Source organism: Burkholderia sp. BCC0097, from assembly GCF_902832985.1.
Lineage (GTDB): Bacteria > Pseudomonadota > Gammaproteobacteria > Burkholderiales > Burkholderiaceae > Burkholderia > Burkholderia orbicola.
Map to the genome: position 1 here is coordinate 469188 of NZ_CADFDM010000005.1, position 26790 is coordinate 495977.

Genomic DNA, 26790 nt, shown 5'->3' on the forward strand with positions numbered 1-26790 from the left:
ATTCCTAATGAGACTAGATTGAAGATTCGTTGAATTCTTCGGGCGTGTAAGCCACGATCGCGAGCGCGTGAATGCCGCGCTGCATCGCATCAGCGAGCGCATCATACACCAGCCGGTGCCGCGCGACGCGCGGCTTGCCCGCGAACGCGGACGATACGATCGTGACCGTGAAATGGCCGCCGGAAGCAGCGCCCGCATGGCCCGCGTGCTGCGCGCTGTCGTCGCGCACGGTGAGCGACAGCGGCGCGAGCGACGCGGTGAGGCGCGCTTCGATCAGCGCGATGCGCTCGTCGGCGGAGGCGCGGAGAAAGGCGTCGCTCATGTCATTCGTCCTTCAGGTATTTCGTGAGCCACAGGCTCTGCAGGATGATGAACACGACCATCGCGCCCGTCGTTCCGAACAGCTTGAAGTTCACCCATTGCGATTCGGTGAAGTTGTGCACCACGTACAGGTTCGCGACGCCGAGCACCGCGAAGAACAGCGCCCAGGCGACGTTCAGCTTGTCCCACACGGGCACGGGCAGCGTGAGCTGCTTGCCCATCATCTTCTCGATCAGGTTCTTGCCGAACGCATAGCGTGCGGCGAGCAGCCCGATCGCAAACAGCCAGTACAGCACAGTCGGTTTCCATTGAATGAATTTCTCGTCATGCAGGACGAGGGTGGCGCCACCGAACACGACGATCACGCCGAGGCTGACCCACAGCATCGTGTCGACCTTCCGGTGCCGGAAGGCGACCCAGGCGACCTGGGCCAGCGTCGCGACGATCGCGACGGCGGTGGCGGTAAAGATGCCCCAGACCTTGAAGGCGACAAAAAACAGGATGATCGGAAACAGATCGAACAGGAATTTCATGGCGCTCGCAGCTGCGTGACGGGCCGCTGGCGCGGCCCGTCACCGTTGTAGGGACCCGCCAGGCATCGCAGTCGCGGATCGGGGGCGGGCCGCCCCGGGCTGGCTGCCTCGGCGATCCGCCCGGCGCCGCTCATTCGTTTTCGGGTCGGGACTCGAAGTTTAACGCAGCCGAATTGATGCAGTACCGCAAACCGGTCTTGTCGCGCGGGCCGTCCTCGAACACGTGGCCCAGATGCGCGCCGCAATTGTTGCAGCGCACTTCGACGCGCACCATCCCGTGCGAGTAGTCGACCTTCTCGTCGATCACCTCGCCGTTGAGCGGCTTGAAGTAGCTGGGCCAGCCGCAGCCCGAGTGGAACTTGGCGCCGGATTCGAACAGCGGCGTGCTGCACACCACGCACTTGTAGATGCCGGCATCCTCGGTGTCGGTGTATTCGCCGGTGAACGCGCGCTCGGTCGCCGCGTGCTGCGTGACCTCGTACTGCATCGGCGTGAGCCGGCGGCGCAGTTCGGCGTCGTCCTTCTGGTACGGGAAGGTCTTGTCGTCGGAATCGTGGGACATGGGGGTTCTCCTGATCGGTCGGTCGAGATGCGCGGGTTGCGGGCTCAGGACGAGCAGCTCACTTCGAGCGAGCCGGCCCAGTCGGGCGGCAACGCCGCGTATGCTTCATGCTCGGGTTGTTCGTCGAACGGACGGCGCAGGATCTGCGCGAGCCGCTCGAGTTCCGAAAAATCCTTTTCCTTCGCGCGCCGGATCGCGACTTCGGCCAGATGGTTGCGAAGCACGTATTTGGGGTTCGCGCGGTTCATTGCAACCGCGCGAGCCGCGTCGTCGCGCGTTTCCTCGGACAGCCGCGCGCGGTAGAGGTTCGCCCAGGCGTCGAATGCCTCACGGTCGATGAAGAGGTCGCGCACGGGCGCGTCGCGGCTCGCGTCGTGCTTCGAGATCTGCGCGAGCCGGCGGAACGTCAGCGTGAAATCCGCGTGACTCGCATGCATCGTCTCGAGCAGCTTGTTCGCGAGTTCGGCGTCGCCGTCGCGTTCGAGCGCGAGGCCGAGCTTCGCGCGCATCGCGCGTTCGAGCGCGGGGCCGAAGCGCTCCGGAAACTTCGCGAGCACGGCCTGCGCGTCGTCCACCGCGCGCTCGGCGCGCGCATCGTCGCCGGCGATGCCGTGCTGCAGCCCGATCAGCGGCAGCAGCGCCTGCGCAAGGCAGTAGCAGTTCCAGTGCGCGATGCGCGGCTGCATCCGGTACGCATAGCGGCCGCTGGTGTCCGAGTGGTTGCAGATGTGGTTCGCATCGAACGCATCGACGAAGCCGAACGGGCCGTAGTCGATCGTCACGCCGAGGATCGACATGTTGTCCGTGTTCATCACGCCGTGGCAGAAGCCGACGGCCTGCCATTGCGCGACGAGGTCGGCCGTGCGCAGCGTCGCCGCTTCGAGCAGCGCGAGGTACGGATCGTCCGCGTCGCGGCAGGCCGGATAGAAGCGGTCGATCACGTGATCGGCAAGCTGGCGCAGCAGGTCGGGGCGATCGTTCGAGAAGAAGTGCTCGAAGTGGCCGAAACGCACGAAGCTTTCCGACACGCGGGTAACGACGGCCGCCGTCTCGATCTCCTCGCGCACCACCGGCTGGTCGGAGCCGATCACCGTCAGCGCGCGCGTGGTCGGGATGCCGAGGTGATGCATCGCTTCCGAGCACAGGAATTCGCGGATCGACGAGCGCAGCACCGCGCGGCCGTCGCCCATGCGCGAATACGGCGTGCGGCCGCCGCCCTTGAGCTGCAGTTCGTAGCGCCGGCCGTCGGTGCCGGGCAATTCGCCGATCGTCAGCGCGCGGCCGTCGCCGAGCTGGCCGGCCCACACGCCGAACTGATGGCCGGAGTAGACCGACGCGTACGGCATCGCGTGCGCGGGCCAGTCGCGCGTCGGGTTGCCGGCGAACAGCTCGGCGAAACCGGGCTGCGCGGCGACCGCGGGCGGCAGGTCGAGCAGTTGCGCGACGTCGTCGGAGAAGCCGACGACGTACGGCGCGGCAAGCGGCGCGGCCGGCAGACGCGTATGAAACGCGTCGCCGAGCGTGACGAACGCGCGTTCGGCGGGCGCGCCGAGCGTCGCGGCGAGGTCGGGCAGGATGTCAGCCGCATCGGCTGCGCTTCGGGAAAACGACATGTTGAGCGCCTCTGGGTAAGCCGATATTGTAAGGCGGCGCCGCGCCGCCCGCATGGCGGCCCGCGCACCGTGCGCCACGCCCGTCCGGGGCCGCTGACGGGCGCACACCGGGACGGCTTCGGTACGGAAACCGTCCCCTGGCTGGTCACCGATTCGCATCCTCAGGGAGAACAAGACGATGGGTAAGCCGTTGCTGGGCCAGATGATGGATGTGCCGCTGCTGGTGTCGTCGCTGATTTCGCATGCCGCGCGGCACGCCGGCGACACGGAGATCGTGTCGAAGCGCGTGGAAGGCGACCTGCATCGCTACACGTACCGCGATTGCGAACGCCGCGCGAAGCAGCTGGCGCAGGCGCTCGCGCGGCTCGGCGTCGAGACCGGCGAGCGCGTCGGCACGCTGGCATGGAACGGCTACCGGCATCTGGAGGCGTACTACGGGATCGGCGGGATGGGCGCCGTATGCCACACGATCAACCCGCGGCTGTTCCCCGAACAGATCGCGTACATCGTCAATCACGCGGAAGACCGCTACGTCTTCTTCGACATCAATTTCGCGCCGCTCGTCGATGCGATCGCGCCGCAATGCCCGCACGTGAAGGGCTGGATCGCGATGACGGATGCCGCGCACGTGCCGTCCGGCGCGACGCCGTTCCTCTGCTACGAAACGCTCGTCGAAGCCGAGGACGGCCGCTACGACTGGCCGCGCCTCGACGAGCAGCAGGCGTCGGGGCTCTGCTACACGTCGGGCACGACCGGCAACCCGAAGGGCGTGCTGTATTCGCATCGCTCGACCGTGCTGCACGCGTACGGCGCCGCGCTGCCCGACGCGATGAACCTGTCCGCGATGGACGCCGTGCTGCCCGTCGTGCCGATGTTCCACGTCAACGCGTGGGGGCTGCCGTACGCGGTGCCGCTGACGGGAGGCAAGCTCGTGCTGCCCGGCAAGGATCTCGACGGGAAATCGCTGTACGAGCTGATGGAGGCCGAGCGCGTGACGTTCTCCGCGGGCGTGCCGACCGTGTGGCTCGGCCTGCTGAACTACATGCGCGAGGCCGGCGTGCGTTTCTCGACGCTGAACCGCACGGTGATCGGCGGCTCCGCATGTCCGCCCGCGATGCTGCGCACGTTCGAGGACGAATACGGCGTGCGCGTGATCCATGCGTGGGGGATGACCGAACTGTCGCCGCTCGGTACGCTCGCGAAGCTCAACTGGGCGCAGTCGCAGCGGCCGCTCGACGCGCAGCGCCGGCTGCTCGAGAAGCAGGGGCGCGTGATCTGCGGCGTCGACATGCGCATCGTCGGCGAGGACGGTCACGAGCTGCCGTGGGACGGCGTCGCGTTCGGCGAGTTGCAGGTGCGCGGGCCGTGGGTGATCGATCACTACTTCGGGAGCGATGCGTCGCCGCTGTCGGACGGCTGGTTTCCGACCGGCGACGTCGCGACGATCGACCCCGACGGCTTCCTGCAGATCACCGACCGCAGCAAGGACGTGATCAAGTCGGGCGGCGAGTGGATCAGCTCGATCGACATCGAGAACGTCGCGATCGCGCATCCCGGGGTGGCCGAAGCCGCGTGCATCGCGTGTGCGCACCCGAAATGGACCGAGCGGCCGCTGCTCGTCGTGGTGCCGCGCGAAGGCGCGAACCTGAGCCGCGACGCGCTGCTCGCGTTCTACGAGGGCAAGGTCGCGAAATGGTGGATTCCCGACGACGTCGTGTTCGTCGAATCGCTGCCGCACACCGCGACCGGCAAGCTGCAGAAGCTGAAGCTGCGCGAGACGTTCCGCGATTACGTGTTGCCCACGGCGGTGTGCGCGCCGTAAGGCCCAGGCCCGGGTCGCCGCCACCCCGCGCATCGGTCGCCCGATCCGTCCCCGGATCGGGAGTAAAATTCAAATTGAACGACCGTGCTTTTTCGTTGTATGCTGCCTCCGTTCATCCGGACATGCGGCCGTTCGACCGCGCACAATGAAGCGCAGCCAATCCGGCGCGCGATGCATGGAGGCAGGCAGATGGCAGTGGATTACTCGACTCGCGACGGCGTGGCCGTCATCACGCTCAACAATCCGCCCGTCAACGGGCTCGGCCTGTCGACCCGCCAGGGCGTCATGGACGCGCTCGATCGCGCCTCGCGGGACCCGTCGGTCACGGCCATCGTGCTGACCGGCGCGGGCCGCGCGTTCTCGGGCGGGGCCGACATCACCGAATTCAATACGCCGAAGGCCTTGCAGGAGCCGACGCTGCACACCGTGATCCGCGCGGTGGAGGCGAGCGCGAAGCCGGTCGTCGCGGCGCTGCACAGCGTCGTGATGGGCGGCGGCCTCGAGCTTGCGCTCGGCGCGCATTACCGGGTCGCCGCGCCCGGCGCGCAGGTCGCGCTGCCCGAAGTGAAGCTCGGGCTGCTGCCGGGCGCGGGCGGCACGCAGCGCCTGCCGCGCGCGGTCGGGCTCGAAACCGCGCTGAACATGATCGTGTCGGGCGCACCGGTGCCGTCGGAGCAGCTCGCGAAGAGCGGGCTGTTCGACGAAATGGCCGACGGCGACCTGCTCGATGCGGCCGTCGCGTTCGCGCGCAAGGTCGGCGCGCAGAAGGGGCCGCATCCGCGCGTGCGCGATCGCAAGATCGTCCACGAGAACGCGGCGGGCTTCATTCAGTTCGCGCGCAATTCCGCGCGGGCCGCCGCGCCGAATTTCCCCGCCCCGCACAAGTGCATCGACGCGATCGAGGCCGGCGTGCTGAACGGCTTCGACAAGGGCAGCGTCGCCGAGCGCGAAGGTTTCGTCGCGCTGATGATGACGCCGGAAAGCCGCGCGCTGCGCCATGCGTTCTTCGGCGAGCGGGCGGCGAGCAAGATTCCCGACGTGCCGGCCGACACGCCGCTGCGCGAGATCCGCCGGGTCGGCGTGATCGGCGCGGGCACGATGGGCGGCGGGATCGCGATGAACTTCATCAACGCGGGGCTGCCCGTCACGCTGCTCGAGACGAAGCAGGACGCGCTCGAGCGCGGCCTCGCGACGATCCGCAAGAACTACGACGCGCAGGTGAAGAAGGGCAAGCTCACGCAGGAGAAGCTCGATGCGCTCCTGGCGCTGATCACGCCGACGCTGTCCTACGACGACCTGAAGGACGCCGACCTGATCGTCGAGGCCGTGTTCGAGGAACTCGGCGTGAAGGAGCAGGTGTTCAAGAAGCTCGACGAAGTCGCGAAGCCGGGCGCGATCCTCGCGTCGAACACGTCCACGCTCGACGTCGACAAGATCGCCGCGTTCACGAAGCGTCCGCAGGACGTGGTCGGCATGCACTTCTTCAGCCCCGCGAACGTGATGAAGCTGCTCGAGGTCGTGCGCGGCGCGCAGACCGCGAAGGACGTGCTCGCGACCGTGATGGCGGTGGCGAAGAAAATCCGCAAGACGGCGGTGGTGTCGGGCGTGTGCGACGGCTTCATCGGCAACCGGATGATCGAGCAGTACATCCGCCAGGCGCTGTTCATGCTCGAGGAAGGCGCGCTGCCCGCGCAGGTCGATCGCGCGATCGAGAAGTTCGGCTTCGCGATGGGACCGTTCCGGATGAGCGACCTAGCCGGCAACGACATCGGCTGGGCGATCCGCAAGCGGCGCTACGTCGAGCAGCCCGATCTGCAGTATTCGAAGATCGCCGACCGCCTGTGCGAACAGGGCCGCTTCGGCCAGAAGACGGGCGCCGGCTGGTACGACTACGTGCCGGGCGAGCGCAAGGCGAAGCCGTCGTCGCTCGTCGACGAGATGGTCGTCGCGTATTCGAAGGAGCGCGGCGTCGAGCGGCGCAAGATCGGCGACGACGAGATCGTCGAGCGGCTGGTGTTCGCGCTCGTCAACGAAGGCGCGAAGATCCTCGAGGAGAAGATCGCGTCGAAGGCGTCCGACATCGACATGGTCTACCTGACCGGCTATGGCTTCCCGCTGTGGCGCGGCGGCCCGATGCTGTACGCGGATACGGTCGGCCTCTACAACGTCGAGCGCGCGATTCGCCGCTATGCGGCTGCACCGAACGGCGACGCGTGGCAGCTCGCGCCGTCGATCGCGGAACTGGCCAAGGCCGGCCGCGGGTTCAACGGCTGACGCCGCCGCCTCGCGGCGCGACCGATCCTGTCTGGAGACACGCAATGAAACGCACCGACGACGTCCTGCTCGTGATCGACGTGCAATACGACTTCATGCCGGGCGGCGCGCTCGCGGTGCCCGACGGCGATGCGGTCGTGCCGGTGATCAACGCGCTCGCGCAACGCTTCGACCAGGTCGTGCTCACGCAGGACTGGCACCCGCGCGAGCACGTGTCGTTCGCGGCGAACCATCCGGGCCGCGAGCCGTTCTCGACGCTCGCGCTGCCGTACGGCGAGCAGGTGCTGTGGCCCGTGCACTGCGTGCAGGACACCGACGGCGCGGCGCTGCATCGCGACCTCGACATCCCGCACGCGCGCCTCGTGATCCGCAAGGGCGGCGACGCGCAGGTCGACAGCTATTCCGCGTTCGTCGAAGCCGACCGCACGACACGCACGGGGCTCGCGGGCTATCTGCGCGAACTCGGTGCGAAGCGCGTGTGGTGCTGCGGGCTCGCGACCGACTATTGCGTCGCGTGGTCGGCACTTGACGCGCGCGCGGCCGGTTTCGAAGCCGCGGTGATCAACGATGCGTGCCGGGCGATCGACCTGAACGGGTCGCTCGCGCACGCATGGCAGCAGATGCAGGCAGCGGGCGTCGTGCATGCGACGTCCGCGGGCGCGCGCCCGGCGGCGTAGCGCATTTCCCATCCGAATCAGCAGGACCGAAGGAGACTCGCATGACCGAAGCCGTAATCGTATCGACCGCACGCACGCCGCTCGCGAAATCCTGGCGCGGTGCCTTCAACATGACGCACGGCGCGACGCTCGGCGGCCACGTGGTCGCGGCCGCGCTCGAACGCGCGAAGCTCGACCCGGCCCGCGTCGAGGACGTGATCATGGGCTGCGCGAACCCCGAAGGCGCGACGGGCGCGAACATCGCGCGGCAGATCGCGTTGCGCGCCGGGTTGCCGGTGAGCGTGCCGGGGATGACGGTGAACCGGTTCTGTTCGTCGGGGCTGCAGACCATCGCGCTGGCCGCGCAGCGGATCATTGCGGGCGAAGGCGAGGTCTACGTGGCCGGCGGCGTCGAATCGATCTCGTGCGTGCAGAACGAGATGAACCGGCACATGGTCCAGGAGGGCTGGCTCGTCGAGCACAAGCCGGAGATCTACTGGAACATGCTGCAGACCGCCGAGAACGTCGCGAAGCGCTACGGCATCTCGAAGGAGCGGCAGGACGCGTACGGCGTGCAGTCGCAACTGCGCGCCGCGGCTGCGCAGGAAGCCGGGCTTTTCCGCGACGAGATCGTGCCGATCACCGTGCTCGCGGGCATCGCCGACAAGGCGACGGGTCGCCTGTTCACGCAGGAAGTGACGGTCTCGGCCGACGAAGGCATCCGGCCCGACACGACGCTCGAAGGCGTGTCGAAGATCCGCTCGGCCGTGCCGGGCGGCGTGATCACCGCAGGCAATGCGAGCCAGTTCTCGGACGGCGCGTCGGCATGCGTCGTGATGAGCGCCGAGGCCGCGCAGCGCGAAGGGCTGCAGCCGCTGGGCGCGTTCCGCGGCTTCGCGGTGGCCGGCTGCGAACCGGACGAAATGGGCATCGGCCCGGTGTTCGCGGTACCCAAGCTGCTGAAGCAGGCCGGGCTGACAGTCGACGACATCGGCCTGTGGGAGTTGAACGAGGCGTTCGCGGTGCAGGTGCTGTACTGCCGCGACACGCTCGGGATCCCTGAGGACCGCCTGAACGTCAACGGCGGCGCGATCGCGGTCGGCCATCCGTATGGCGTGTCGGGCGCGCGCCTGACGGGCCATGCGCTGATCGAGGGCAAGCGGCGCGGCGTGAAGTACGCGGTCGTCACGATGTGCATCGGCGGCGGGCAGGGCGCGGCCGGCCTGTTCGAAATCCTCTGATCTTTGACCGGCGGCGGTTGCGCCTCGGCGTTACCGCCCGCCGCTGCAGCGAATCGGCGCGGCGCACGCGCCATTCGCAACGACCGGGAAGCAAAAGGCATGCACCCGGCAATGCCGTTTCCCCGGACTTGTCAAACGAATTGCCCCACCTATACTTGCTCTGACATTTGCCTTTCGGCACGATGGGCCAGATCGCGCGTCGCGTGATTCGTGCCGAGACGATTCGAACCAACGCAGCAGACCGACCGGGGACCGAATGAGTACGACCTATGCAGCCGGGGAACCGCCGCGTGTCGTCAGCGCGGCCGCGAGGCTCTACGCGAAATGCCTGCTGGTCGGATTCGCGTTGCTGCCCGCCTATCTGATTGCCTATCTGTGGTTCTTCAGCGACCGGGGCGTCGTGTTCGAGAACCACGCTTTCCATGAAATCGCGATCGCGGCGGCGACGCTCGAAGGTGCGTTCGTCACCTACGTGACGTGGGTGTGCTACCGGTCGTCCGGCGAGCCGCTGCTGCGCTGGCTGACGCTCGGGTTTCTCGGCTTCGCGATGATCTATGCGCTGCACGGGGCGTTCACCGGGATGGCGCACCACAATATCTGGCTGTTCCTGCTGTACGGACCCGCGTCGCGGTTCGTGATGTCGGCGCTGCTGCTCACGGGCCTGCTGTCGTATTCGCGTCCGCCCGACCGGCTCGACAAGCGCACGAGCGTGCGGACGTGGCTGCCGTGGATCGTGTTCTTCCTGATCGTCAACGTGGCGGTTGCGTACATCGCCTATTCGCCGGTCGCGGGCGCGCTGGGCACGCGGCTGTCGATGGAGGGCGGCGCGCTGGTGTTCTCGCTGCTGAACGTGTGCCTGCTGCTCGCGAGGCGAATCCGCTCGCCGCTGATGGTGATCTACGGCGTGTCGATCATGGCGTTCGCGCTGTCGTCGCTCGCGTTCATCCTCGGCAAGCCGTGGAATCACATGTGGTGGCTCGCCCATGCGATCTTCGCGGGTGGGTTCTTCCTGCTGAGCTACGGCGTCGTGCAGGCGCTGCAGACGACACGCTCGTTCTCGGCGATCTACAGCCAGGAAGACCTGATGAGCCGGCTGTCGGAATCGATGGCGCGTACCGAGAGCGCGCTGCAGGAACTGCGGCGCACGAACCAGAAGCTCGAATACATGGCCGCGACCGACCCGATGACGGGCGCGTCGAACCGCCGGCAGTTCATCGCGCAGGTCGAGCGCGAGATCGTGCGGGCCGAGCGCGACGGCACGCCGTTCTGCCTGCTCGCGCTCGATCTCGACAATTTCAAGAACATCAACGATGCATACGGGCACCAGATCGGCGACGAGGTGCTGCGCGGCGTCGTGCGCCAGTGCCTCGAGGCAATCCGGCCGGCGGGCGCGCTCGCGCGGGTCGGCGGCGAGGAGTTCATGGCGCTCTTGCCGGAGATGCCGCTCGAAGGCGCGCGGATGACCGCCGAGCGCGTGCGTTCGTCGATCTCGAGTTCGCCGTTTGGGCTCGACTTCAAGCGCGTGCAGGTGACGGTCAGCGTCGGCGTCGCGCAATACGGCGTCGACGGCAGCACGGTCGATGCGCTGCTGCGGGTGGTCGACGAGCGGCTGTATCAGGCGAAGCGGGAAGGGCGCAACCGCGTGGTGTCGCGCTAACCGGATTTGCACCGAAAGCCCGGCGGCGGGAGTACCGCCGGGGTTTTTGCGGGCCGGTGTCGGTGTCGGTATCGGCCTGCTCACGCGCGGCGACGCGCTAGCGCGACGCCACCGCCGTCGCCTGCTTCGACTGTTCGTCCTGCATCGACTGCGACGCCTGCCACCAGTACTTGCCCGCGCGCTGCTGCGGATCGCGGATCGCGAGATACGTCGTACTCCAGAGCTGCGCCGCGTTGGCTTCGGTCGCATCGGCGCTGCGCGTGCCGAATGCGTCGGTCTGGTACTTGCCGTTCACGTAGGACCACGTCCACATTTCCGACGTGCGCATGTCGCGTCCGTTCGAGATCACCTGCCAGATCGTCTGCCGCGCCTGCGTGAGCAGCGTGCGCGTCGCGGCCGACAGGTCCTGGCGCGCCAGCTGGCGATCGAGCCCGGCCACCCACATCGCCTGCTGCCACGACCAGATCACCGTGCCGTGATACGCGGAGCTCGTGAACTTCGGCCACAGCGACGAGCTCGCATACGCGGGGTTCGCGATCAGCATCCCGACATCCGTCACGAGCCCGGTCGGGAACGGCCGCGTGACGTCGCTGACGATCCGCTGGAGCTGATCGTCCGGCGGGGTGCCGAACAGCAGCGCGAAGCCGCCGTCCGAATTCATTACCGGAATCGGGTTGCCCTGCTGGTCGAGCGACAGCGCGTAGAAGCCCAGCGGTGCGTTGGGCGCGGCGCCGGCCGGCACGCCAGCGGACGGCGCATAGGCCGACACGTCGGTGGCCGCCTGCGCGGCCGGCACGCTGACCTGGAACAGCGGCGGCGCCTGCGTTTCCCACGTGGCCGCCTGGTTCGCCGTGTTGGCGAGCGTCGCGCGTTGCTGGGCATCGAGGTACGGATCGAGCAGGCCGCGGGCGAGGAACGCGTTCGCCGCGCGCAGCGCGGCCGGCACGAGCACCGCGTTCACGTCGTACGGGTACACGCCGCCGCCGAGACCGTCGGTGCTGTCGCGCCAGTTGCCGACGATTTCGCCGGGCCGCAGGTGGATCAGGTTCGCGACCGACGGCTGCTGCGCGAACGGCTGCGCGGTCGTCGCGACGTGCAGCAGATTGACGACGAGGCGGCTGCCGTTGGTCTGCCCGTCGCTGCCGCGCTGCGCCAGATACGCGGCCGCACGCGCCTGGCCGCGCGCATCGTCGATCAGCCACGCGGCCGCGATCGGTGCGAGCAGGTAGTCGCTGTCGATCATCTTGTAGTCGTAGGTCGGTGTCGCATCGTTCGGCCGCCCGTTCTTCTGGTTGTCGACCAGCGCGAATTCGCCGATGCCTTCCTCGTGCGCGACCTTGCCGTCGGCCGACAGGCGGCTGAGCACCGACGACAGGCCGGCCTCGATCGCCGCGGGTTCGAGCACGGGCATCAGCATGCGGACCGAGATCAGCGTGTCGCGGCCGAAGTACGTGTCGTACTGCCACGAGCCGGCCAGCAGCTTGTCGTTGAAGCTCAGGAATTCGAGCACGTTCTGACTGACCGGGTCGGGGTTCACGGACGGCGCGAACAAGTCGGCGTGCGTGATCGGCGACAGCGGCGTCTCGCCCGACAGCGCATCGACGTGCAGCTTCAGCGTATGCGAGCCCGCCGGTGCGGTCAGCACCAGCTTGCCGCCGGCTGCCGTCGCGATGCTGCCGCCGTCGCGAAGCGTGATGCGCAGCGCATAGCCGGGCGCGCCGTCGATGCGGTCGCGTTGCCATTGCGCGGTGCTGCCCTGGACCGTCGGCGCGGTGAGGATCTGCTGCGGGATCGTCGCGCCGCCGTTGAAGTCGCGCAGGAAGCGCACGTTGCTGAGCACAGCCTGGCGGACCGTCAGCGACGCGGTGTCGACCGACACGTCGGCGCCGATGCCGTACAGCGGGCGGCCGTGCGTGTCCGGCGCCGACAGTGCCGACGGCAGCGTGTCGAGGCTCCAGTTCACCGGCTGTGCGGTGTCGTCGAACCACAGCCCGGTGCCGCTGTTGCCGGCGGGGAAGACCACCAGCAGGCGCGGCTTCGTCGACGAGCGTACCAGCAGGTGCGCGGCGACCTTGTCCTGCCGGTAGAACGCGTTGATCTGGCCGCCCGTATCCATGCGGAACGACAACGCGGCGGTGTTCGATGGCGGGGTGGTGGACTTGACGTCGTCGTCGTTGCAGGCCGACAGCAGGCCGGCGCAGACGAGCCCGAGACACAGCGACTTCGCAAGGCGATGCATGTTGATGTCCCTCCTGATGACTGGCGATTTTTTATCTGGGTGTTTTCAGTGGCGGATCTTGGGTCCGTCTGGTCTCGTGTCGCGGCTATTCTGGTGAATGGCTGGAATTAATCGAGGTGTTGCGTTTCTTCGAAATGAAAATGGGTTGGCAATAACCGAATGGCTGATAAATGCAGAAAACTGAAAACGAGGGGCGAGCGTCGATGCCCTACGGGAAGGCCGATGCAAAGGATCTTCGCGCAGGTGAGTAGCGAATCCGGAGCGGCGCGGAAAACGATACGTAAGCCGTCGTAGGCGATTCTAAATTTATGGGAAAGTTGAAGTCAATAATGTTTTGGTTTTCAAATATTGAATTGAAAAATTGGGCGCAATTATTACCCGTCTCTCCGGTAAAACTTGCGATTTAACGAATCGGAATTAACGCGCTCCGGATAGCCGTGACAAGACGATCGGCAATGCTCTATCGGGCCGGGAATTGATACCGGACAGGAAACGAGTCACCGCGTTGTGTCGGTCTGTGTCGTGACAGGCCGGCATGCAAGACACGGCGCGGGCGAAGCCCAGCAAGCCGCGTTCCTGCGCATGCCCGCACCACGAGGCATGGTCGCCTGATCTCGAACGGGCCGCTGGCGGATGAAGTACGGCGGGCCGTTGCCTGCGGGGCCGCGCCGGCGGAAGCGGCTTGAGGAAGAGAACGCGAAGCTCGAGCGGCTCGTTCGTGGCCGATCCGTCGCCGTAAGCCCGCTACGAGCGGGCAATTTCTCGCACTCGGTATTTATAATCGCGCACGGCTGAGCCGTTCCATTCGCGGTGGGCGCGAATACCGGCCCAACTGATTTAGTATGAGCAATCTGCGCTCGGCGGGAGGGGCGCTCATTCCCAGTGAGGAGACCCATGCACCCCCGTAAGACTGCCCCTTACGTCATCGTGGCGATTGCTTCCATGATCGCATGCGCGCTCATGGCGCTATGCGTACTGCAACTCCTGCAGAGCCGCAACGACGCGATGGAGCGTGCAAGGGAAACGTCACGCAACCTCGGGCTTGTCGCCGAGCGCGACATCGAACGCAATATCGAGTTGTACGACCTGTCTTTGCAGGCGGTCATCCACGGGTTGCAGCGCCGCGATGTGATGGACGCTTCGCCCGGTCTGCGCCGGGCGGTGCTGTTCGATCACGCGATGACCGCGGAATTTCTCGGTTCGATGCTCGTGATGGATGCAGGCGGCAATATCGTCCTGGATTCGGGCTATGACGAGCCGCGCAAGGGCAATTTCGCCGATCGCCGATACTTCACGATCCACCGCGACAATCCGAACGTCGGACTCTATATCAGTGACCCATTCGTATCCCGTTTGCGTGGGGGAAAGCTCAGTATCGCGCTCACGCGGCGGATTTCGAACCCCGATGGATCGTTTGGCGGCATTGCCGTTATCGCGGTCAATCTCGAATATTTCCACCAGCTCTTCGCCGGGCTTTCGCTTGGCAAACATGGCTCGATTTCGCTGATCGGCGAAGACGGCAAGATGGTGATGCGTCAGCCTTACGATGCGCATACTATCGGCCGCGACCTCAGCAAGGCCGCAACGTTCCGGCGGTTCCAGACCGCGCGTGAGGGCTCCTTCTCTGAAACCTCGTCGATCGACGGCGTGCGCCGCCTGTACTACTTCAAGCATTTGCCGAAACTGCCGCTGATCATCATGGTCGCGGAGGCCGAGCAGGACATTTACGCCGCATGGCGGCAACGTGCGATCACGATCGGCGGATTGGTCGCGACGTTCGGGGTGGCGTTCATCGCGCTGTCCCTGCTGTTCGGTTCGCAGTTGCGGCGCCGTATGCGGGCCGAGTCGGAACTCGTGCTGCTCGCCCGGACGGACGGTCTTACCGGCCTGAGCAATCGCCGCAGCTTTGGCGAGGTGCTGGACAACGAGTGGCGCCGCGCCCGGCGTGCGCGTTCCGTTTTCTCGCTGCTGTTCGTGGATGTGGACCGGTTCAAGGCTTACAACGACACGTACGGTCATCAGGCCGGGGACGATGCGTTGGCGGCGGTCGCGCGGTGCATCGGCGAGAACATTCGCCGGCCGGCCGATACGGCGGCTCGTTATGGCGGGGAGGAGTTCGTCGTGTTGCTCCCCGACACGTCGCAAACCGGCGCGGCGCAGATCGCCGAGCGGATTCGTGCGGCCATCGACGAGTTGGCCCTCGAGCACGCCGGCAGCGAATACGGGCGTGTTACCGCGAGCATTGGCCTGGCGAGCTGGACGCCCGATCAGGAGGGGCAGCCGGATGCCGTGATCAAGGCGGCTGATGAGGCGCTGTACTACGCGAAGGCGACCGGGCGGAACAAGGTTGCCGCGTTGCAGCCGGCGGAGTGAGGGGGGCGCTGCATCGTGCGTTCCGTCAGACGCATCGCAGCGGTGACCGAACCTGACTGAAAAAGCGGGTATCGTCCCGGAAGATTTCAAACGATGCCCGCTTTTTTCGACCGGGTGCGATTCCGAGCGAACGAGAGCGAACGGCAGGCGGGCGCAAGGTGCCCGACTGGCAAGGGTTCAGGCCAATCGCCGAACCAACACGAACAGGAGCAACCGAAGTGATCAGACATATCGTCATGTGGAAGTTGCAGTGATATTCGAGATAGTAAAGTAATGATCTTTATAGGTTTCATCGTAATACCGGAGTTTGATACCCCCTTTTTTGCGCACTGCAAGGACTTGCCACTGCGTGACGTGGTCGTTGAGCCCTTTGATGGAAATCGTTGCCATCCGACCGGTTGTTGATGGCTAGTGACAGCTACCTGCCCTGACAGCGCTCGGCCGCTCTATCGTTCGGACGTGCAGGGATGTTTGCCTCCGGGAAGCGGCCGGTCAATTTGAGATATCGGCCCGTGGTGAATAAGACTGGCTACTGTTCCGCAATCTATCGACCATAGCTGACACGCATAAGACTGAGTTATCTGCAACAGTGGCGCAGCGCCCGCTAGGTCGCCCGCCATTGAGATGGCGGGGACACCGCGTTACGCGAACGGAAGGACGATAAGATAGATTCGACCACGCAAGTCATCACGCTGTTGCTTGGAGCACGGCTCGCACATGATGCGGGCATTGGGCAACGAGTTGCACGGGCGAGTTGCATGAGCCCGGTTTCAAGCGTGATTGCGGCGGTCGTGGCCCAGGTGCGCGCGTCCTGCGCGGCTTTGTGGCGAGCGAACGCCCCGATCTCGTCGACCATCAGGTCCAGTAGCTCGACGTCGGCCGCGTGCGAGATGTCGGTGATCAACGCGCGGATCTCGATGCGAAGGGCGTCGAGTCGCGCGAGCCTGCCTGGGCGGGTATCCGCAAAGGCTTCGTTTGTCTGGATAGATTTGCGCCGCGCGGGCGGCGCTTCGTCCTTCTGGATCGCTTTTACGGGCGTCAGCCTGCGTCGAAGTACCGTTGACACTCGCCAGTGCGATAGCCGGGCGCTTCTCCGCGTGTTCCCGCTTTCGCGGCACGGACGTGGGGTGGAAAGGGCCGGGCGCGAGGTCATTTCGCTGCCTCCTGCGCCATATCCGGCGTCCAGTCGAGATCGGGAAACTGCAGAATGTCATCGAGCCATTGCAGGACGAACGGAAGGTCTTTCTGGCGCTTGATGTTCTCGTAGCCGAGAGCTTTTTTAAACCATCGAGCACCTTCCTGTACCGCTTGCATTCGCGTCGGGTAGGTCGCGGTTCCTGCGCCGAACTTCAGGGGCATCGATGCGAAGCTGTCCCTGAAGTTGTACATAGCCGCGCAAATCAACTGATCTGCCTTCGGTTGGGGCACGTAGATCTCGGCGATCGGCTTTTTTGTGCGCTTGCTGTTGGGCGAGCGAAGGGTATCCGCGCGCGTGCTGCAAACGGTGCACGGGGCGACGTGGGGATTGTCCATGGCGCCGGGCAAACAGGTCGGGTCGGCCGGTGAAGATCCGTTCCGGCCCGAGCTGGGCACGTATTTCGTTTGGCTCGTCGAGTGGGCGCACGAATTCGACCTGGGCGATGCGTACGAGCCGCCGATGAAGGGGCGCGCGGTGTTGTGGGGTGTCGATCCGGAGACGGGGCCGGGGCATGAAGGCAGCTATTGGAATCCGGCGGAACAGGGAGCGGGGTGACGTGTGAGCGACTTCGAGCTTGGCGAAATGGATCGCCGTATGGCGTGCCTGACGCAATCCGCGGTCGTGGAGGCAATCATGTACGACCCGCCGCGCGTGAAAGTCCGCGTCGGCGATTGGGTGAGCGACTGGCTCAAATGGCAGGCCGGTGCCGCCGGCAAGGTACGGCATTGGCGTCCGCCGTCCGTCGACGAAGAGGTCGCCCTGTGGGCACCGTCCGGCGATCTCGCCGGTGCGTTCGTCGCGCCCGGCTACTACACGGAGCAGCACGGCGGGTCCGGGCGGTCGAGTCCTGACGAGACCGCGACCGACTTCCCGGATGGCGCATTCGAGCAGTACAACCATGCGAGCCATGAATACGTGCTGTCGGTGCCGGCCGGTGGTCGGATCGTGTTCCGCATCGGAAGGACCGAGTTTGAGCTAAAGGCGGATGGTGCGACGCTGCGCAGCGCAAAGCTGCTGGCAGATGTTCCGGACTCGACGTTCACCGGCAACACGACGACCGAACAACTACTGATGTTCAACGGCGGCATGCAAGGCAAGCCTGGCGACGGCGGCGGTGTCGCGATGAAGGTCGTGGGCGGTGCAGAGTTCACCGACGATGTTGTCGCGGCTGGTAAGTCGGTTAGCAAGCACAGCCACGGGGAGCAGGGCGACGGTGAGAGGGTCAGTTTGCCGATTTGACGGATTTAACCCTGCGATTTTTGCGAGGATGATATCGCACAGGAAGCTTCTAGAATCGATTTCTGCACAACAAAGCTACTTTGTGAAGGAGTCGACTTGATGAGTGCTGATGGCGGAAACCCGAAAGATATTAACGATAAAGCAGATGCGGCAAATGATCAGGGCGGTACTGACTGGGAGGATTTCAGGCAGATCTATAAAAACTACGTGTCGGCGCTCGGCGTCCTGAAAGACACGTTGGATGTACTGTGGAAGCTGGCTCCGATCGGACTGGTGATGCCGGCCATGTTGATATGGGCGTATTTGAAGAAAATCGGTTGGCCGCAGTTGTTTCCGGAGGCGGTGGTCTCGGTGCCGGGGCTGGTGGTGATGATCGTTGCGTCCTGTTTGCTGACACTCTTGTTGGCGATTCAGTTTGGTATCCCGTCGATTATTTCGGTGAGTGCGGTCGGCGCATACGAAGAGCAGAATAAGATCGCGAAGGCCGCAAAGAACGGTAGCGTAAGGAAACCACTCGCACTTTTGTTTATCGGGTCGCCGCTTGCTTGGTTGCTTGTGTTCGGAGTGCTGTCGCTCGTTTGGGATCTGTCCGCTGGCTGGTGCTTTTCTTTGGGTATGGCCGGGATGGCGATATTTGAATTGTCCATCGTATGGTGGAGCTGGAAGGTGTTTTCTGATCCCGGTAAGAGTGGATGGATAAGTAAACTGGTTCAATTTATTAAGGTTACGTTTGCACCCACGATTGCTGCTGTATCAGTTCTGCCGTCCTTGGTTGTTTGTCTGAGAATATTTGACGGTGAGGGCTTGTCGGGGTGGACGGCTTTCGGTGTGTTCGCTGGATGCGTGTTTTACAGCGTAATAGGAGTGCTTCCAGGTATGGTTTATTTGCTTGAGAAGCTATCGGATAAAAAACCATTTGATATTTTTAAGACTACGATTTTTATAGGTGCGCTTGTCTTTTATTGGGTGTGGATGGTGGCGCTGACACTCGGACCTGTCACCTCTACCGTTCTGCGATCGATCGGCGCGATTGACGAGTCGAAGTATGTTTATCAGGTGCTGAAGCCAGACCTTGTGACGGGACTCCAGGGAGCCGGATTCAAGGTCTACACGGCGGGTCCGTCCGTATATAGCAAGGAGCAGAGCTATTTCGTTGATAGTTATGTTCGATTCAATTTCGCAAATGTCCTGCTGCTCTGCCGTGATCCGATTGCTTTCGGCAAAGCAGATGGTGCCTCTATGTCCACCTCGGATGCTCAGAAACGGTTGCTGATATGGCGTGCGGGCGGATATTTCTGTGTCAAAGCACATACAGACGACGTTCGGTTGTTACGGAGCCGAACAAAAACTTGATTGAGTGCATTCCATACTTAAACCCCGCAAAACGCGGTTTTTTTTATTCCGCGGAAGTTGCATGTCGAAAGATAAGGAGCAAGGCGGGGCGGTAGCACCCATCACATTCACCGATACCGAGTTCCGTAGCCGCGTGATCGTGTTCCCGAACGGCTCGCATGTTGCCGTGCTTGCTGGCAAAACGAAAGTGACTGAGCCCGAGCACATCGTGTATCTCGAATCGCGCGAGTGCTTCAAGCGCGTCCCGACGAAGGTGCAGCGATGGTCGCGCTGGTCGGGATGTGTCGCCGCACGGGCCGACTGATCGGCGGACTCGATCATCTGATGCAAAGCATCGCGGACATTCTGAGCACGCGCAAGGGAACCCGTCGCCAGCGGCCCGATTACGGCTCGGATCTCCCTGCGATGGTTGACCTGCCCGTCACGCGTGGATGGATCTCGGCGGCACAGGCCGAAGCCGCGCGTGCAATCGGACGGTGGGAGCCGCGTATCGCGCTGGATAGCGTGAAGGCACTGTCTGTTGTGGACGGCAAAGTAACTTTTCGGATCGCCGGTCGCTACAGCGGCGACGACGTTGTATTCGAGGTGACGATATGACAGTGATCGATCTATCGGCGCTTGATCCGCCGGATCTCGTCGAAAAGCTCGACTCCGAGGAGGTGTATCAGCGCAAGCTGGAGCACTTCAAAAGCATCTATCCGGATTGGACCGCAGCGCTCGAATCCGATCCGGTCGTCAAGGTGCTGGAGCTGGCCGCGTACGACGAAATCCAGTTTCGGGCACGAGTTAACGATGCCGGACGTGCAGTGTTGCGGGCCTATGCAACGGGGGCGGATCTAGAACACCTCGCGGCGCTCTGGAACCTGAAGAAAGAGATTGTCGACCCCGGCGATCCGGACGCGCACCCGCCGATTCCGGTCACGTACGAGCGCGACGAGCGCTTGCGTCTGCGTACGCAGATGGGGATCGAGCGCGCGTCGACGGCCGGGCCGTCCGGTTCGTATCGATCACTCGCGATGGACGCGTCAGCGGATGTCGCCGACGTACGTGTCGATCGTCCGGAGCCGGGCATCGTGCGCGTGGTCGTGAAGTCGTATTCCAACGACGGAATCGCAAGTGCTGCGCTGCTCGACACGGTACGTCGTGCACTTACTCCAGAAGATCGCCGTCCCCTCAACGATACGTTGCTCGTCGTGCCAGCGCGCTCGGTCACTTACGCGATCGTCGCCGATGTCTACATCGGGCGCGGGCCTGATCCAGGTGTGGTACTCGCGGCGCGACGCGCGGATCTCGATATCGCGGTCGCGGCGGGCGAGGGGCTGCGTGTTGGCATGTCCGTCTCTCTCAAGCAGGTTGGGGCTTGCGCGCACAAAAACCATAGTCCATCGACGTAAATGCCGAGAATCCGAGTTCGACCAGCACAGACTGCAGTCGGTTGGTAAGCGGTATCCCATAGACCTCCAGGATCGAATAATCAGGGTCGCCAGAGTGAGAATTGTGGTGATCGTCGACAGAATCCAGAATTGCGTCGCACCAGCTTTCCCGATCCACCCCGTATTGAATGAACGTGGTAACGCCGCCTTCCATGTTGAGCCCCGGCGAGTTCGGCGACGCTCTCCAGATTTGCTCGGCAACGGCAACGTTCGCGGGAGTAGCAACGACCCAAGTGTGTCGGACTCTTGCGACCAATTCTTGAATACGAGCGCCGAAATCGGGATCTACGATAAGTGCGACCGTGTCTTTCATCGGCATTCACCCTCTCTCGTTGCTGGCATTCATCCCATCAGGGACAGGCGAATTGAAGGAGTCCGATTGCGATTGTCGGCCACCTACCCAGTGATGTCGAATGTCAGAAACTGGCCGAACTGAGTCAGACGATCTGACGCTGCCTGTTTGGTCTAGTCCAGCCTTATACATCTAATTGGCGATGCCGGCACGGACTCTCGCGCCGGCATCGTGCTTACAGATCAGCGAATGCGGGCAAAAGATCCTGGTCGACGAGCCGAATCTCGATACGGTTGGCAACGTCGACGTGTTCGGAATTGTCCACTGAAAAAACGGCATCTGGGACGCTCACAATGATCGTCCCGGTCTGCTTCCGGCCGGCTTCAGGAACTGGAATCAATTCGCGTGCTTCCGGGACTTGCTGAGTCGTGAGGACCTTCGGGAGATACAGCATCCAGCCAACGCCCGGCTTGTCATCAAACACCTGTCGGGGAAAATACTCTCGTGGTGCAACAGAGACATACATCGGGTCATAAACCGAGACGATCGCGGACACTATCTTAGCCACGCCCTCATAGCTGCACTCGTCCGCTGAGGCCGCGCTCTGTGCCGGCAGTCCGATTTCTATCTCGCTGGGCCGCCTTTTCGCATCGATGGCTAATTTCAGCCTCGCGCTGTCGGCCGCGTCCATCTGACCATTCCAGAAGCCAAATACTTTAGGAAGGTCCATCTTTTTTTCGTACCGTTGCGCCAAGACGGCCAAAACGGCTGTCGAAGGTATGCCGGGCGCTTCAAACATGGGATAGAGACGGGCTTCTTCCTCGGTATCAGCCTTCAGCCACCACTGCCCTAAACGTTCGTCCTCGCGCGACATGGCCTCAACCACCGGCCATAGGCGGACAAGATGAGCCGCAAAATCGCCAAGCTGGGCGAAGTCGGCAGGGCTACGAAATTGCGTAACTATTTCCATGTTTGTCACGGCACCCATTCTGATTGGATGTGAAGACGGACAAGCGGCGCTCTCATGTAGTTCCAAGTCCGCTCCGTCTGAAAATACCATTTCAACCTCGCAGGAGGATGATCATCTACAACCGCTGCCTGACCGGCAGCCTGCTCCTCCATGTCATCAAAGGCCTTGGTGTACGGTACATCGAGCTTGTTCAAGAACTGATCGTATTTTGCCTTCGCTTCTATCAACAAACAGCTTTCCGGTCGAAAGCCGTCGAAGTCACGCTGCCAGACCCACTCCATGCTCCACCGCTCTTCAACGCTATAGGGGAATCCAGTAATCCGCCCTTGATACTCTCGGGAGTTGTCACTCATGCTCCAGTTGCGGCGCTGCATGCTCCCCGCCTCAGGTGGGCACTTCTTACAGCTCTCTCCAGTACGCGGTATGGCACGGACGGCAGGCTCGGCCTTACTGGTGGCTTTCGATGTATCTCCCGAAAGACTAGCCGTCCCGGCCACTGCGGCCCCGCCCAATAAGGCGGCTCCAGCGCGAGCTAAGACTGGTCCAAGCTCCACTATCGCCGCTTCGATCCCCGACACCACCAATCCCGCCATGCTCAGCCCCTCCCTTGTCGTCTTGATGTTCGATGCGCCATTTCATAACGCGTAGGTAATCGTGAAAGCGTTCATCGGCCGAGCGTCCGGGCCGAGTCAGCCACGCGCGCGTCGCAGGTCTCTCGTAAAACTTCGGAGCGTATGCCTCAATACGAAGAAACGCGGCGACATTCCCGTCGGACTGGATGCCGAGCCGTCGAGCGGCGACGTATGCGTTCCATAGCCGCGTCGATAGCGTGCCGTCTTCGGCCAGCTTCGGGTCCGCTTTGACGAGATCCTGCCGAGTGTGTTCGACATATCCGCGTGCGTCGATCTCGGCAAGGCCGGCGACCTGTTCGCTTGTCAGCTCAAGCATGCGGGTGTACTCCAGCGAGTTTTCCATTTACTTCGACGAGCCAGTTGAATGTCGGCACGAAGAACTGCATGCGCTGCGTGAATTCCATCAGCGACACCATGTCGGCCATGATGCGGGCATCGTAGAAGCGGAGCAGGGCGGTGCTTCCATCCGGCAAGCGTACGTCGAGGCGGCTGCGCAGCTCGTCAGCCAGTGATTCGATTGGATATGCGCTGATCAGCCAAGACACGCCGGTGGAACTGCAGGCCATTGTGGAGAGAGTTCGTCGGATGTTGCCAGCCGTCGCCTGGTACGCAAAAAGCCACGGCCCAGCGTCTGCAAGTGACGCGTCCTGCGTGCCATCGAATACGGCGATGGCCGACTGCGATCGTTGGGGCGATGAACCGCCGGCCGCATCAGCGTATAGAAGGCCGTCGACAAGGGCGTACAGATGCACCTGCATGGTCAACTGCTGTTGACGCTTGAAGAAGAAAGCCTCGATCGAATTTTCGGTCATGGACTACCCGCGCGCGATCATCGTCGCGGCATTTTCGGCCGCAGCTTTCAGGCATTCGAGACAGAGCGTCGGCGAGGGAGCGAGCGCAGCGGCAGTCGTTGCGATGGCGGCACTTGCGCCGCCAGTCGTCGCTGTGCCCGATCCGACGTCGTCGAACGTTGCTGACGACTGCGATGCGATCAGCGTCGCGCCGCACGCGGTTTTCATACCCTCGACGGCGGTTTCTCGTCCGTCGAACGTGTGCGAGTATTGCCGTCCGGTCGGAAGGATCGGAAAGATTCCCTTGCACTGCGGGCAAAGTACCTTGTGTCCGACGCCCGCAATGGGCTTTCCCTCGATGGTCGCGGTCGCGCTGCCCTCCAGCACGCGGCCGTCATGCGTCGTCGTGTCGCCGACGCAAATCATGGCTCGGGCCATATGTTCTCTCGTAGGTGTGGTTTTCGTATGAATTTACCATTTCCGGGAGAACATCTGATGATTGGCTAAATCGCCCTCAGTCAACTATTGTCAATCGAAGCGAGCGCCGTCGATCATGCGCCGGAGCTGGTCGAGCGCGAACGAATCGGGGTAGCCGTTCTTCTTCAGCTCCAGCTCGGCCGCACAGACCATTTTCTCCATGAGCCGCAGTGTTCGGCGGACGTGCACAACTTCCAGCACGAAACGCTGTTCGAGAGTCGGCAGCTTGTTTTTCTTGAACGGGGTCGCGCTCCACGCGTCGCGTAGCTCGGCCCATGTCAGCCGCTGAAACTCTGGCAGCTTTGTTGCCTTGTCGGAACTCGGATCTGGCTCGCCTGGCGTGTCGTACAGTCGGCACCTCATCTCTTCGCGCGCACGCCACTCGTCAGAGAACGGCGCGACTGGCGCGCGTGCGTTGCCTATTCGGCCGGCCCGCGTAATCTCTTTGTCGATCTTGATCGACAAGCGCCGCAGCGGAGCCGCGTATTTCAACGTGTCCGCTTGTTCTGGGTACGCGATCATGCGCTTGGCATCGTCCGTGAGCGAATCCATTTCCCTCAGCGTAATCCGCAGGTGCAGCACCTCCAGAATCAGGCGATGAACCTCGGCGTAGGTGCACGTGTTCCACCATTTCGACAACTCGTCGAAGCGCGGCGGGCTAAATGGGGGCAATATCATGATGCGGGTATAACACTGTATGGATATACAGTTTATCTTGTGCCAAGATGGTGCCGTCAAGTCTCAAAAATAGGGATCGAGGAGGAGCGCAGTAAGATCTGAAGAGGGAGGTCACCGGCCGGAGGGTGATATGTTGCGACCCATGACAGCCGTGCAATCGGCATTCGTCGACATGTGTATTGCAGATGCCAAATACCATATCCTAAGCCTCATGGAAGTCACCGGTCATAGGGTACGAAGCGCGGTGCTACAACGATCTAGGCGGGAATATCGTCGTGGGGAAATATGGCTTCTGCGAGCATCAGGTGACGCTCGGTCGAGAATTGTTCCCCGACGCGCCGGGCCAGCCCGAAGGCTCCGGGTTCGATGAGGTCTATTACGACATCATCTGTACCGCGCTGGACGAGTGGCTGAGCGGTCCCGTTATACCGCTGGACCAAATTCAATCGCCTCCAGCGCTGGGCTATGACTAGCCGGACACTGGCATCTCGGACAAGTAGAGGACGTGAACAGTGTGCACCAACTACTACCCGCGGGCGAAGATCCGGGCCTGAGCGAGCTGAAGATCGACAATTTTCATGACCTGTACCGCTGGACGCCGTGGGAGCCCGAGATCTACCAAGACTACGACGCGCCGATCGTCGGCTATGTTGACGGGCAGTTCAAGCCGCTGATCGCTGGATTCGGTTTCTGGCCGCATGATCTCCAGAAAGCAAAGCGAGAAGAAGACAAGAAGGCGGGGCGTCCCGTCCGAAAGTTTCTGCGCACGATGAATGCGCGCGACGACAATCTCGGCGAATCGAAGTTGTATGGCCCGGCTTGGCGCAAAGGGGTGCGTTGCCTGATTCCGGCGGACTACATCGTCGAACCGTCATATCCGGATGCCCGGCAAGACGACAAGGGGGAATGGATACTTGGGCCATGCGTATGGCAGAAGATCAGCGTTGTTGACCGGCCGACGATGTGCGTCGCGGGCATCTGGCGCACGTTGACGCACGAGGACGGCACCAAGCGCCACGCGATGTCGATGATTACGGTCAACGCGGACGGTCACCCGCTGATGTCGCGCATGCACAAGCCGGACGACGAGAAGCGATCGGTCGTGATCCTTAGGCCGGACGATTGGGAAGAGTGGTTGACCACGCCTAACGTCGAAGCGGCGCGCGCGATGCTTCAGCTATACCCGGCAGAAGATATGCGGGCCGAGTCAAAGTAGCTTTGGAAACACTCTGGCGGGTGGGCGGTACATTCGCGATCATCTGATCTGAGTGCTTTCGTATGGTGGCTGAGTGGTGATACTGTTCTCAGCATTGACACAAAGATAACCCCCGAACACCAACAAGACGAGAGCGCGTCGAGATCATGCCGTATGGAAAATGTCGCTTATGCGAAGCTGAAGTTCAGTTGCAGCTTAGCCACATATTGCCAAGTTTTGTATTTCGATGGCTTAGAGAGTCCAGCGGAGGCAGTCCGATCAGAAGCTCGCGAGAACCAAATCAGCGAACGCAAGACGGAGAAAAGGAATACTGGTTGTGTCAAACGTGCGAAGGACTGCTTGGCCGCTCGGAACGAGCCTTTGCGAACAAGCTGTTTCATCCATATTTGGCAGACTCGTCAAGGCGATATGCCTACGGCCCTTGGCTATTGCATTTTTGTACGTCAGTTTCTTGGCGCGCACTTTTGTATTTCATGGATAAAACTGCCTATGGAGATTCGCCTCTCGCTCAAGATCCAAACGTACTCGCAGCTGAAGCAGTTTGGCGCGAATACATTCTTGGGGCGCGCCAGCATCCTATGCAATTCCGCCAGTATATCTATCCACTCGATCAGATCGCCGCAGCGCGCGGCGGATTTGCACCCAACATAAATCGCTACCTGATGCGTGCGATTGATATGGATTTTTGCGAAAGCCGCTCTTCAACATTTGTCTACTCGAAGCTAGGTCGCTTCATCATTCTCGGTTTTGTCTCGCAGTCCAATGCAGTGAACTGGCAGGGCGGAAAAATTCATGCGAGTGAGGGAGCGGTCGAACCGCGTCGGTATGTAATGCCTGCCGGCTTTGGCAGTTATCTAAATTCCCGAGCGAAAAAGATCGATGAGGCATTGGCTTCAGTATCTGACCGACAATATCAGAAGATACAGGATGGAATAAAGGCGAATGCTCATAATTTTGTCAAAAGCGACTCGTTTGTTGCTATGCAGGCTGATGTCGAAATGTTCGGTGATGACGCGTTTCTTGTTCGAAATTCAAGAACTGATGCGAAGAAATAGCGAGATGGTCTGGTAACTTCGGTTCGGGTGGCAGGCGCTCGTAGAGAGAGATGGCGCAACGAGCGACGTAGCTTTTGACCTAGTCCGCTTGCCAGCGGAGTGGTTGCTGCGGCATCACACCCGTCACTTCAATGACGGTCGGTCGGGCTCGACGCTGCGCGCCGC

General features: G+C 62.8%; 28 protein-coding genes and 1 pseudogene. 15 read left to right on the top strand and 14 right to left on the bottom strand.

Annotated features, from left to right (window positions below):
• Positions 1–13 precede the first annotated feature (13 nt).
• The 4 genes from HWX07_RS19750 to HWX07_RS19765 all read right to left on the bottom strand — a co-directional run bounded on the left by HWX07_RS19750 (position 14) and on the right by HWX07_RS19765 (position 3029).
• The gene (locus HWX07_RS19750) at positions 14–322 is read right to left on the bottom strand and encodes a BolA family protein (protein WP_175877402.1); all 309 of its coding nucleotides are present in this window, start codon (positions 320–322) and stop codon (positions 14–16) included.
• A gap of 1 nt (position 323) precedes the next feature.
• A complete protein-coding gene (locus HWX07_RS19755) occupies positions 324–854 on the bottom strand; it encodes a septation protein A (protein ID WP_006478589.1) in 531 nt (176 codons plus the stop codon).
• Positions 855–984: 130 nt separating this feature from the next.
• The gene (gene msrB / locus HWX07_RS19760) at positions 985–1416 is read right to left on the bottom strand and encodes a peptide-methionine (R)-S-oxide reductase MsrB (RefSeq protein ID WP_011549620.1); all 432 of its coding nucleotides are present in this window, start codon (positions 1414–1416) and stop codon (positions 985–987) included.
• A gap of 44 nt (positions 1417–1460) precedes the next feature.
• On the bottom strand, positions 1461–3029 hold the full coding sequence (locus HWX07_RS19765) for a protein adenylyltransferase SelO (protein WP_175877403.1): 1569 nt from the start codon (positions 3027–3029) through the stop codon (positions 1461–1463).
• Positions 3030–3207: 178 nt separating this feature from the next.
• Here HWX07_RS19765 and HWX07_RS19770 point away from each other — a divergent pair, with 178 nt between their 5' ends.
• The 5 genes from HWX07_RS19770 (at position 3208) to HWX07_RS19790 (ending at position 10679) form a co-directional block, all read left to right on the top strand.
• Complete coding sequence (locus tag HWX07_RS19770; RefSeq protein WP_175806210.1) at positions 3208–4851, top strand: 3-(methylthio)propionyl-CoA ligase; 1644 nt, start codon at positions 3208–3210, stop codon at positions 4849–4851.
• A gap of 189 nt (positions 4852–5040) precedes the next feature.
• Positions 5041–7125, top strand: coding sequence for a 3-hydroxyacyl-CoA dehydrogenase NAD-binding domain-containing protein (locus HWX07_RS19775; RefSeq protein ID WP_175877404.1), 2085 nt, complete (start codon positions 5041–5043; stop codon positions 7123–7125).
• A 44-nt stretch (positions 7126–7169) separates the two neighbouring features.
• A complete protein-coding gene (gene pncA, locus HWX07_RS19780) occupies positions 7170–7802 on the top strand; it encodes a bifunctional nicotinamidase/pyrazinamidase (protein WP_023475610.1) in 633 nt (210 codons plus the stop codon).
• A gap of 41 nt (positions 7803–7843) precedes the next feature.
• Positions 7844–9022: an acetyl-CoA C-acyltransferase gene (locus tag HWX07_RS19785; RefSeq protein ID WP_175806212.1), complete on the top strand. Its 1179-nt coding sequence runs from the start codon at positions 7844–7846 to the stop codon at positions 9020–9022.
• Between the two features lie 256 nt (positions 9023–9278).
• On the top strand, positions 9279–10679 hold the full coding sequence (locus tag HWX07_RS19790) for a sensor domain-containing diguanylate cyclase (protein ID WP_006478595.1): 1401 nt from the start codon (positions 9279–9281) through the stop codon (positions 10677–10679).
• A gap of 97 nt (positions 10680–10776) precedes the next feature.
• On the opposite strand, the gene HWX07_RS19795 is transcribed toward HWX07_RS19790, so the two are convergent.
• Entirely contained in the window at positions 10777–12918 is a 2142-nt protein-coding gene (locus HWX07_RS19795; protein WP_175877405.1) for a hypothetical protein, read from the bottom strand.
• Positions 12919–13812: 894 nt separating this feature from the next.
• On the opposite strand from HWX07_RS19795, the gene HWX07_RS19800 reads away from it, so the two are divergent.
• The gene (locus tag HWX07_RS19800) at positions 13813–15291 is read left to right on the top strand and encodes a sensor domain-containing diguanylate cyclase (RefSeq protein ID WP_175877406.1); all 1479 of its coding nucleotides are present in this window, start codon (positions 13813–13815) and stop codon (positions 15289–15291) included.
• A gap of 604 nt (positions 15292–15895) precedes the next feature.
• On the opposite strand, the gene HWX07_RS36985 is transcribed toward HWX07_RS19800, so the two are convergent.
• Together HWX07_RS36985 and HWX07_RS19810 are read right to left on the bottom strand one after the other, a co-directional pair.
• Positions 15896–16357 (bottom strand): hypothetical protein, encoded by a 462-nt coding sequence (locus tag HWX07_RS36985; RefSeq protein WP_244130012.1) that lies wholly within the window; start codon positions 16355–16357, stop codon positions 15896–15898.
• An 83-nt stretch (positions 16358–16440) separates the two neighbouring features.
• Positions 16441–16824, bottom strand: coding sequence for a hypothetical protein (locus HWX07_RS19810; protein WP_175877125.1), 384 nt, complete (start codon positions 16822–16824; stop codon positions 16441–16443).
• Here HWX07_RS19810 and HWX07_RS19815 point away from each other — a divergent pair.
• The 6 genes from HWX07_RS19815 (at position 16823) to HWX07_RS19840 (ending at position 20475) form a co-directional block, all read left to right on the top strand.
• Positions 16823–17044, top strand: coding sequence for a hypothetical protein (locus tag HWX07_RS19815; protein WP_244130013.1), 222 nt, complete (start codon positions 16823–16825; stop codon positions 17042–17044). The genes HWX07_RS19810 and HWX07_RS19815 overlap by 2 nt on opposite strands.
• Positions 17045–17047: 3 nt before the next feature.
• Positions 17048–17728, top strand: a complete 681-nt coding sequence (locus HWX07_RS19820) for a phage baseplate assembly protein V (RefSeq protein ID WP_175877407.1) — start codon at positions 17048–17050, stop codon at positions 17726–17728.
• 99 nt (positions 17729–17827) lie between these two features.
• Entirely contained in the window at positions 17828–19081 is a 1254-nt protein-coding gene (locus HWX07_RS19825; RefSeq protein WP_175877408.1) for a hypothetical protein, read from the top strand.
• 61 nt (positions 19082–19142) lie between these two features.
• Positions 19143–19385, top strand: a complete 243-nt coding sequence (locus tag HWX07_RS19830) for a hypothetical protein (RefSeq protein ID WP_175877409.1) — start codon at positions 19143–19145, stop codon at positions 19383–19385.
• Complete coding sequence (locus HWX07_RS19835; RefSeq protein WP_175877410.1) at positions 19343–19678, top strand: GPW/gp25 family protein; 336 nt, start codon at positions 19343–19345, stop codon at positions 19676–19678. The genes HWX07_RS19830 and HWX07_RS19835 overlap by 43 nt, the downstream gene beginning before the upstream one ends.
• Complete coding sequence (locus HWX07_RS19840) at positions 19675–20475, top strand: baseplate J/gp47 family protein (protein ID WP_244130014.1); 801 nt, start codon at positions 19675–19677, stop codon at positions 20473–20475. The genes HWX07_RS19835 and HWX07_RS19840 overlap by 4 nt, the downstream gene beginning before the upstream one ends.
• Here HWX07_RS19840 and HWX07_RS19845 read toward each other — a convergent pair.
• From HWX07_RS19845 to HWX07_RS19875, 7 genes are all read right to left on the bottom strand, one after another.
• Positions 20426–20833 (bottom strand): hypothetical protein, encoded by a 408-nt coding sequence (locus HWX07_RS19845; protein WP_175877411.1) that lies wholly within the window; start codon positions 20831–20833, stop codon positions 20426–20428. The two genes, HWX07_RS19840 and HWX07_RS19845, sit on opposite strands and share 50 nt — an antisense overlap.
• A 208-nt stretch (positions 20834–21041) precedes the next feature.
• Positions 21042–21776 (bottom strand): immunity 52 family protein, encoded by a 735-nt coding sequence (locus HWX07_RS19850; protein ID WP_175877412.1) that lies wholly within the window; start codon positions 21774–21776, stop codon positions 21042–21044.
• Positions 21777–21781: 5 nt separating this feature from the next.
• Entirely contained in the window at positions 21782–22369 is a 588-nt protein-coding gene (locus tag HWX07_RS19855) for a restriction endonuclease fold toxin 5 domain-containing protein (RefSeq protein ID WP_175877413.1), read from the bottom strand.
• A complete protein-coding gene (locus HWX07_RS19860) occupies positions 22257–22724 on the bottom strand; it encodes a hypothetical protein (protein ID WP_175877414.1) in 468 nt (155 codons plus the stop codon). Before HWX07_RS19860 ends, HWX07_RS19855 begins: the two co-directional genes overlap by 113 nt.
• Complete coding sequence (locus HWX07_RS19865; RefSeq protein ID WP_175877415.1) at positions 22717–23220, bottom strand: DUF4123 domain-containing protein; 504 nt, start codon at positions 23218–23220, stop codon at positions 22717–22719. The genes HWX07_RS19860 and HWX07_RS19865 overlap by 8 nt, the downstream gene beginning before the upstream one ends.
• Positions 23221–23223: 3 nt before the next feature.
• Complete coding sequence (locus HWX07_RS19870) at positions 23224–23637, bottom strand: PAAR domain-containing protein (RefSeq protein WP_175877416.1); 414 nt, start codon at positions 23635–23637, stop codon at positions 23224–23226.
• A 90-nt stretch (positions 23638–23727) separates the two neighbouring features.
• Positions 23728–24354 (bottom strand): hypothetical protein, encoded by a 627-nt coding sequence (locus tag HWX07_RS19875; protein WP_175877417.1) that lies wholly within the window; start codon positions 24352–24354, stop codon positions 23728–23730.
• A 275-nt stretch (positions 24355–24629) separates the two neighbouring features.
• Here HWX07_RS19875 and HWX07_RS19880 point away from each other — a divergent pair, with 275 nt between their 5' ends.
• The 3 genes and pseudogenes from HWX07_RS19880 (at position 24630) to HWX07_RS19890 (ending at position 26625) form a co-directional block, all read left to right on the top strand.
• Positions 24630–24827 carry a hypothetical protein gene (locus HWX07_RS19880; RefSeq protein ID WP_175877418.1) on the top strand — a complete coding sequence of 66 codons (198 nt, stop codon included), beginning with the start codon at positions 24630–24632 and terminating at the stop codon, positions 24825–24827.
• A gap of 39 nt (positions 24828–24866) precedes the next feature.
• Positions 24867–25570: pseudogene (locus HWX07_RS19885) on the top strand (SOS response-associated peptidase family protein).
• A gap of 473 nt (positions 25571–26043) precedes the next feature.
• Entirely contained in the window at positions 26044–26625 is a 582-nt protein-coding gene (locus HWX07_RS19890) for a hypothetical protein (RefSeq protein ID WP_175877419.1), read from the top strand.
• Positions 26626–26790 lie beyond the last annotated feature (165 nt).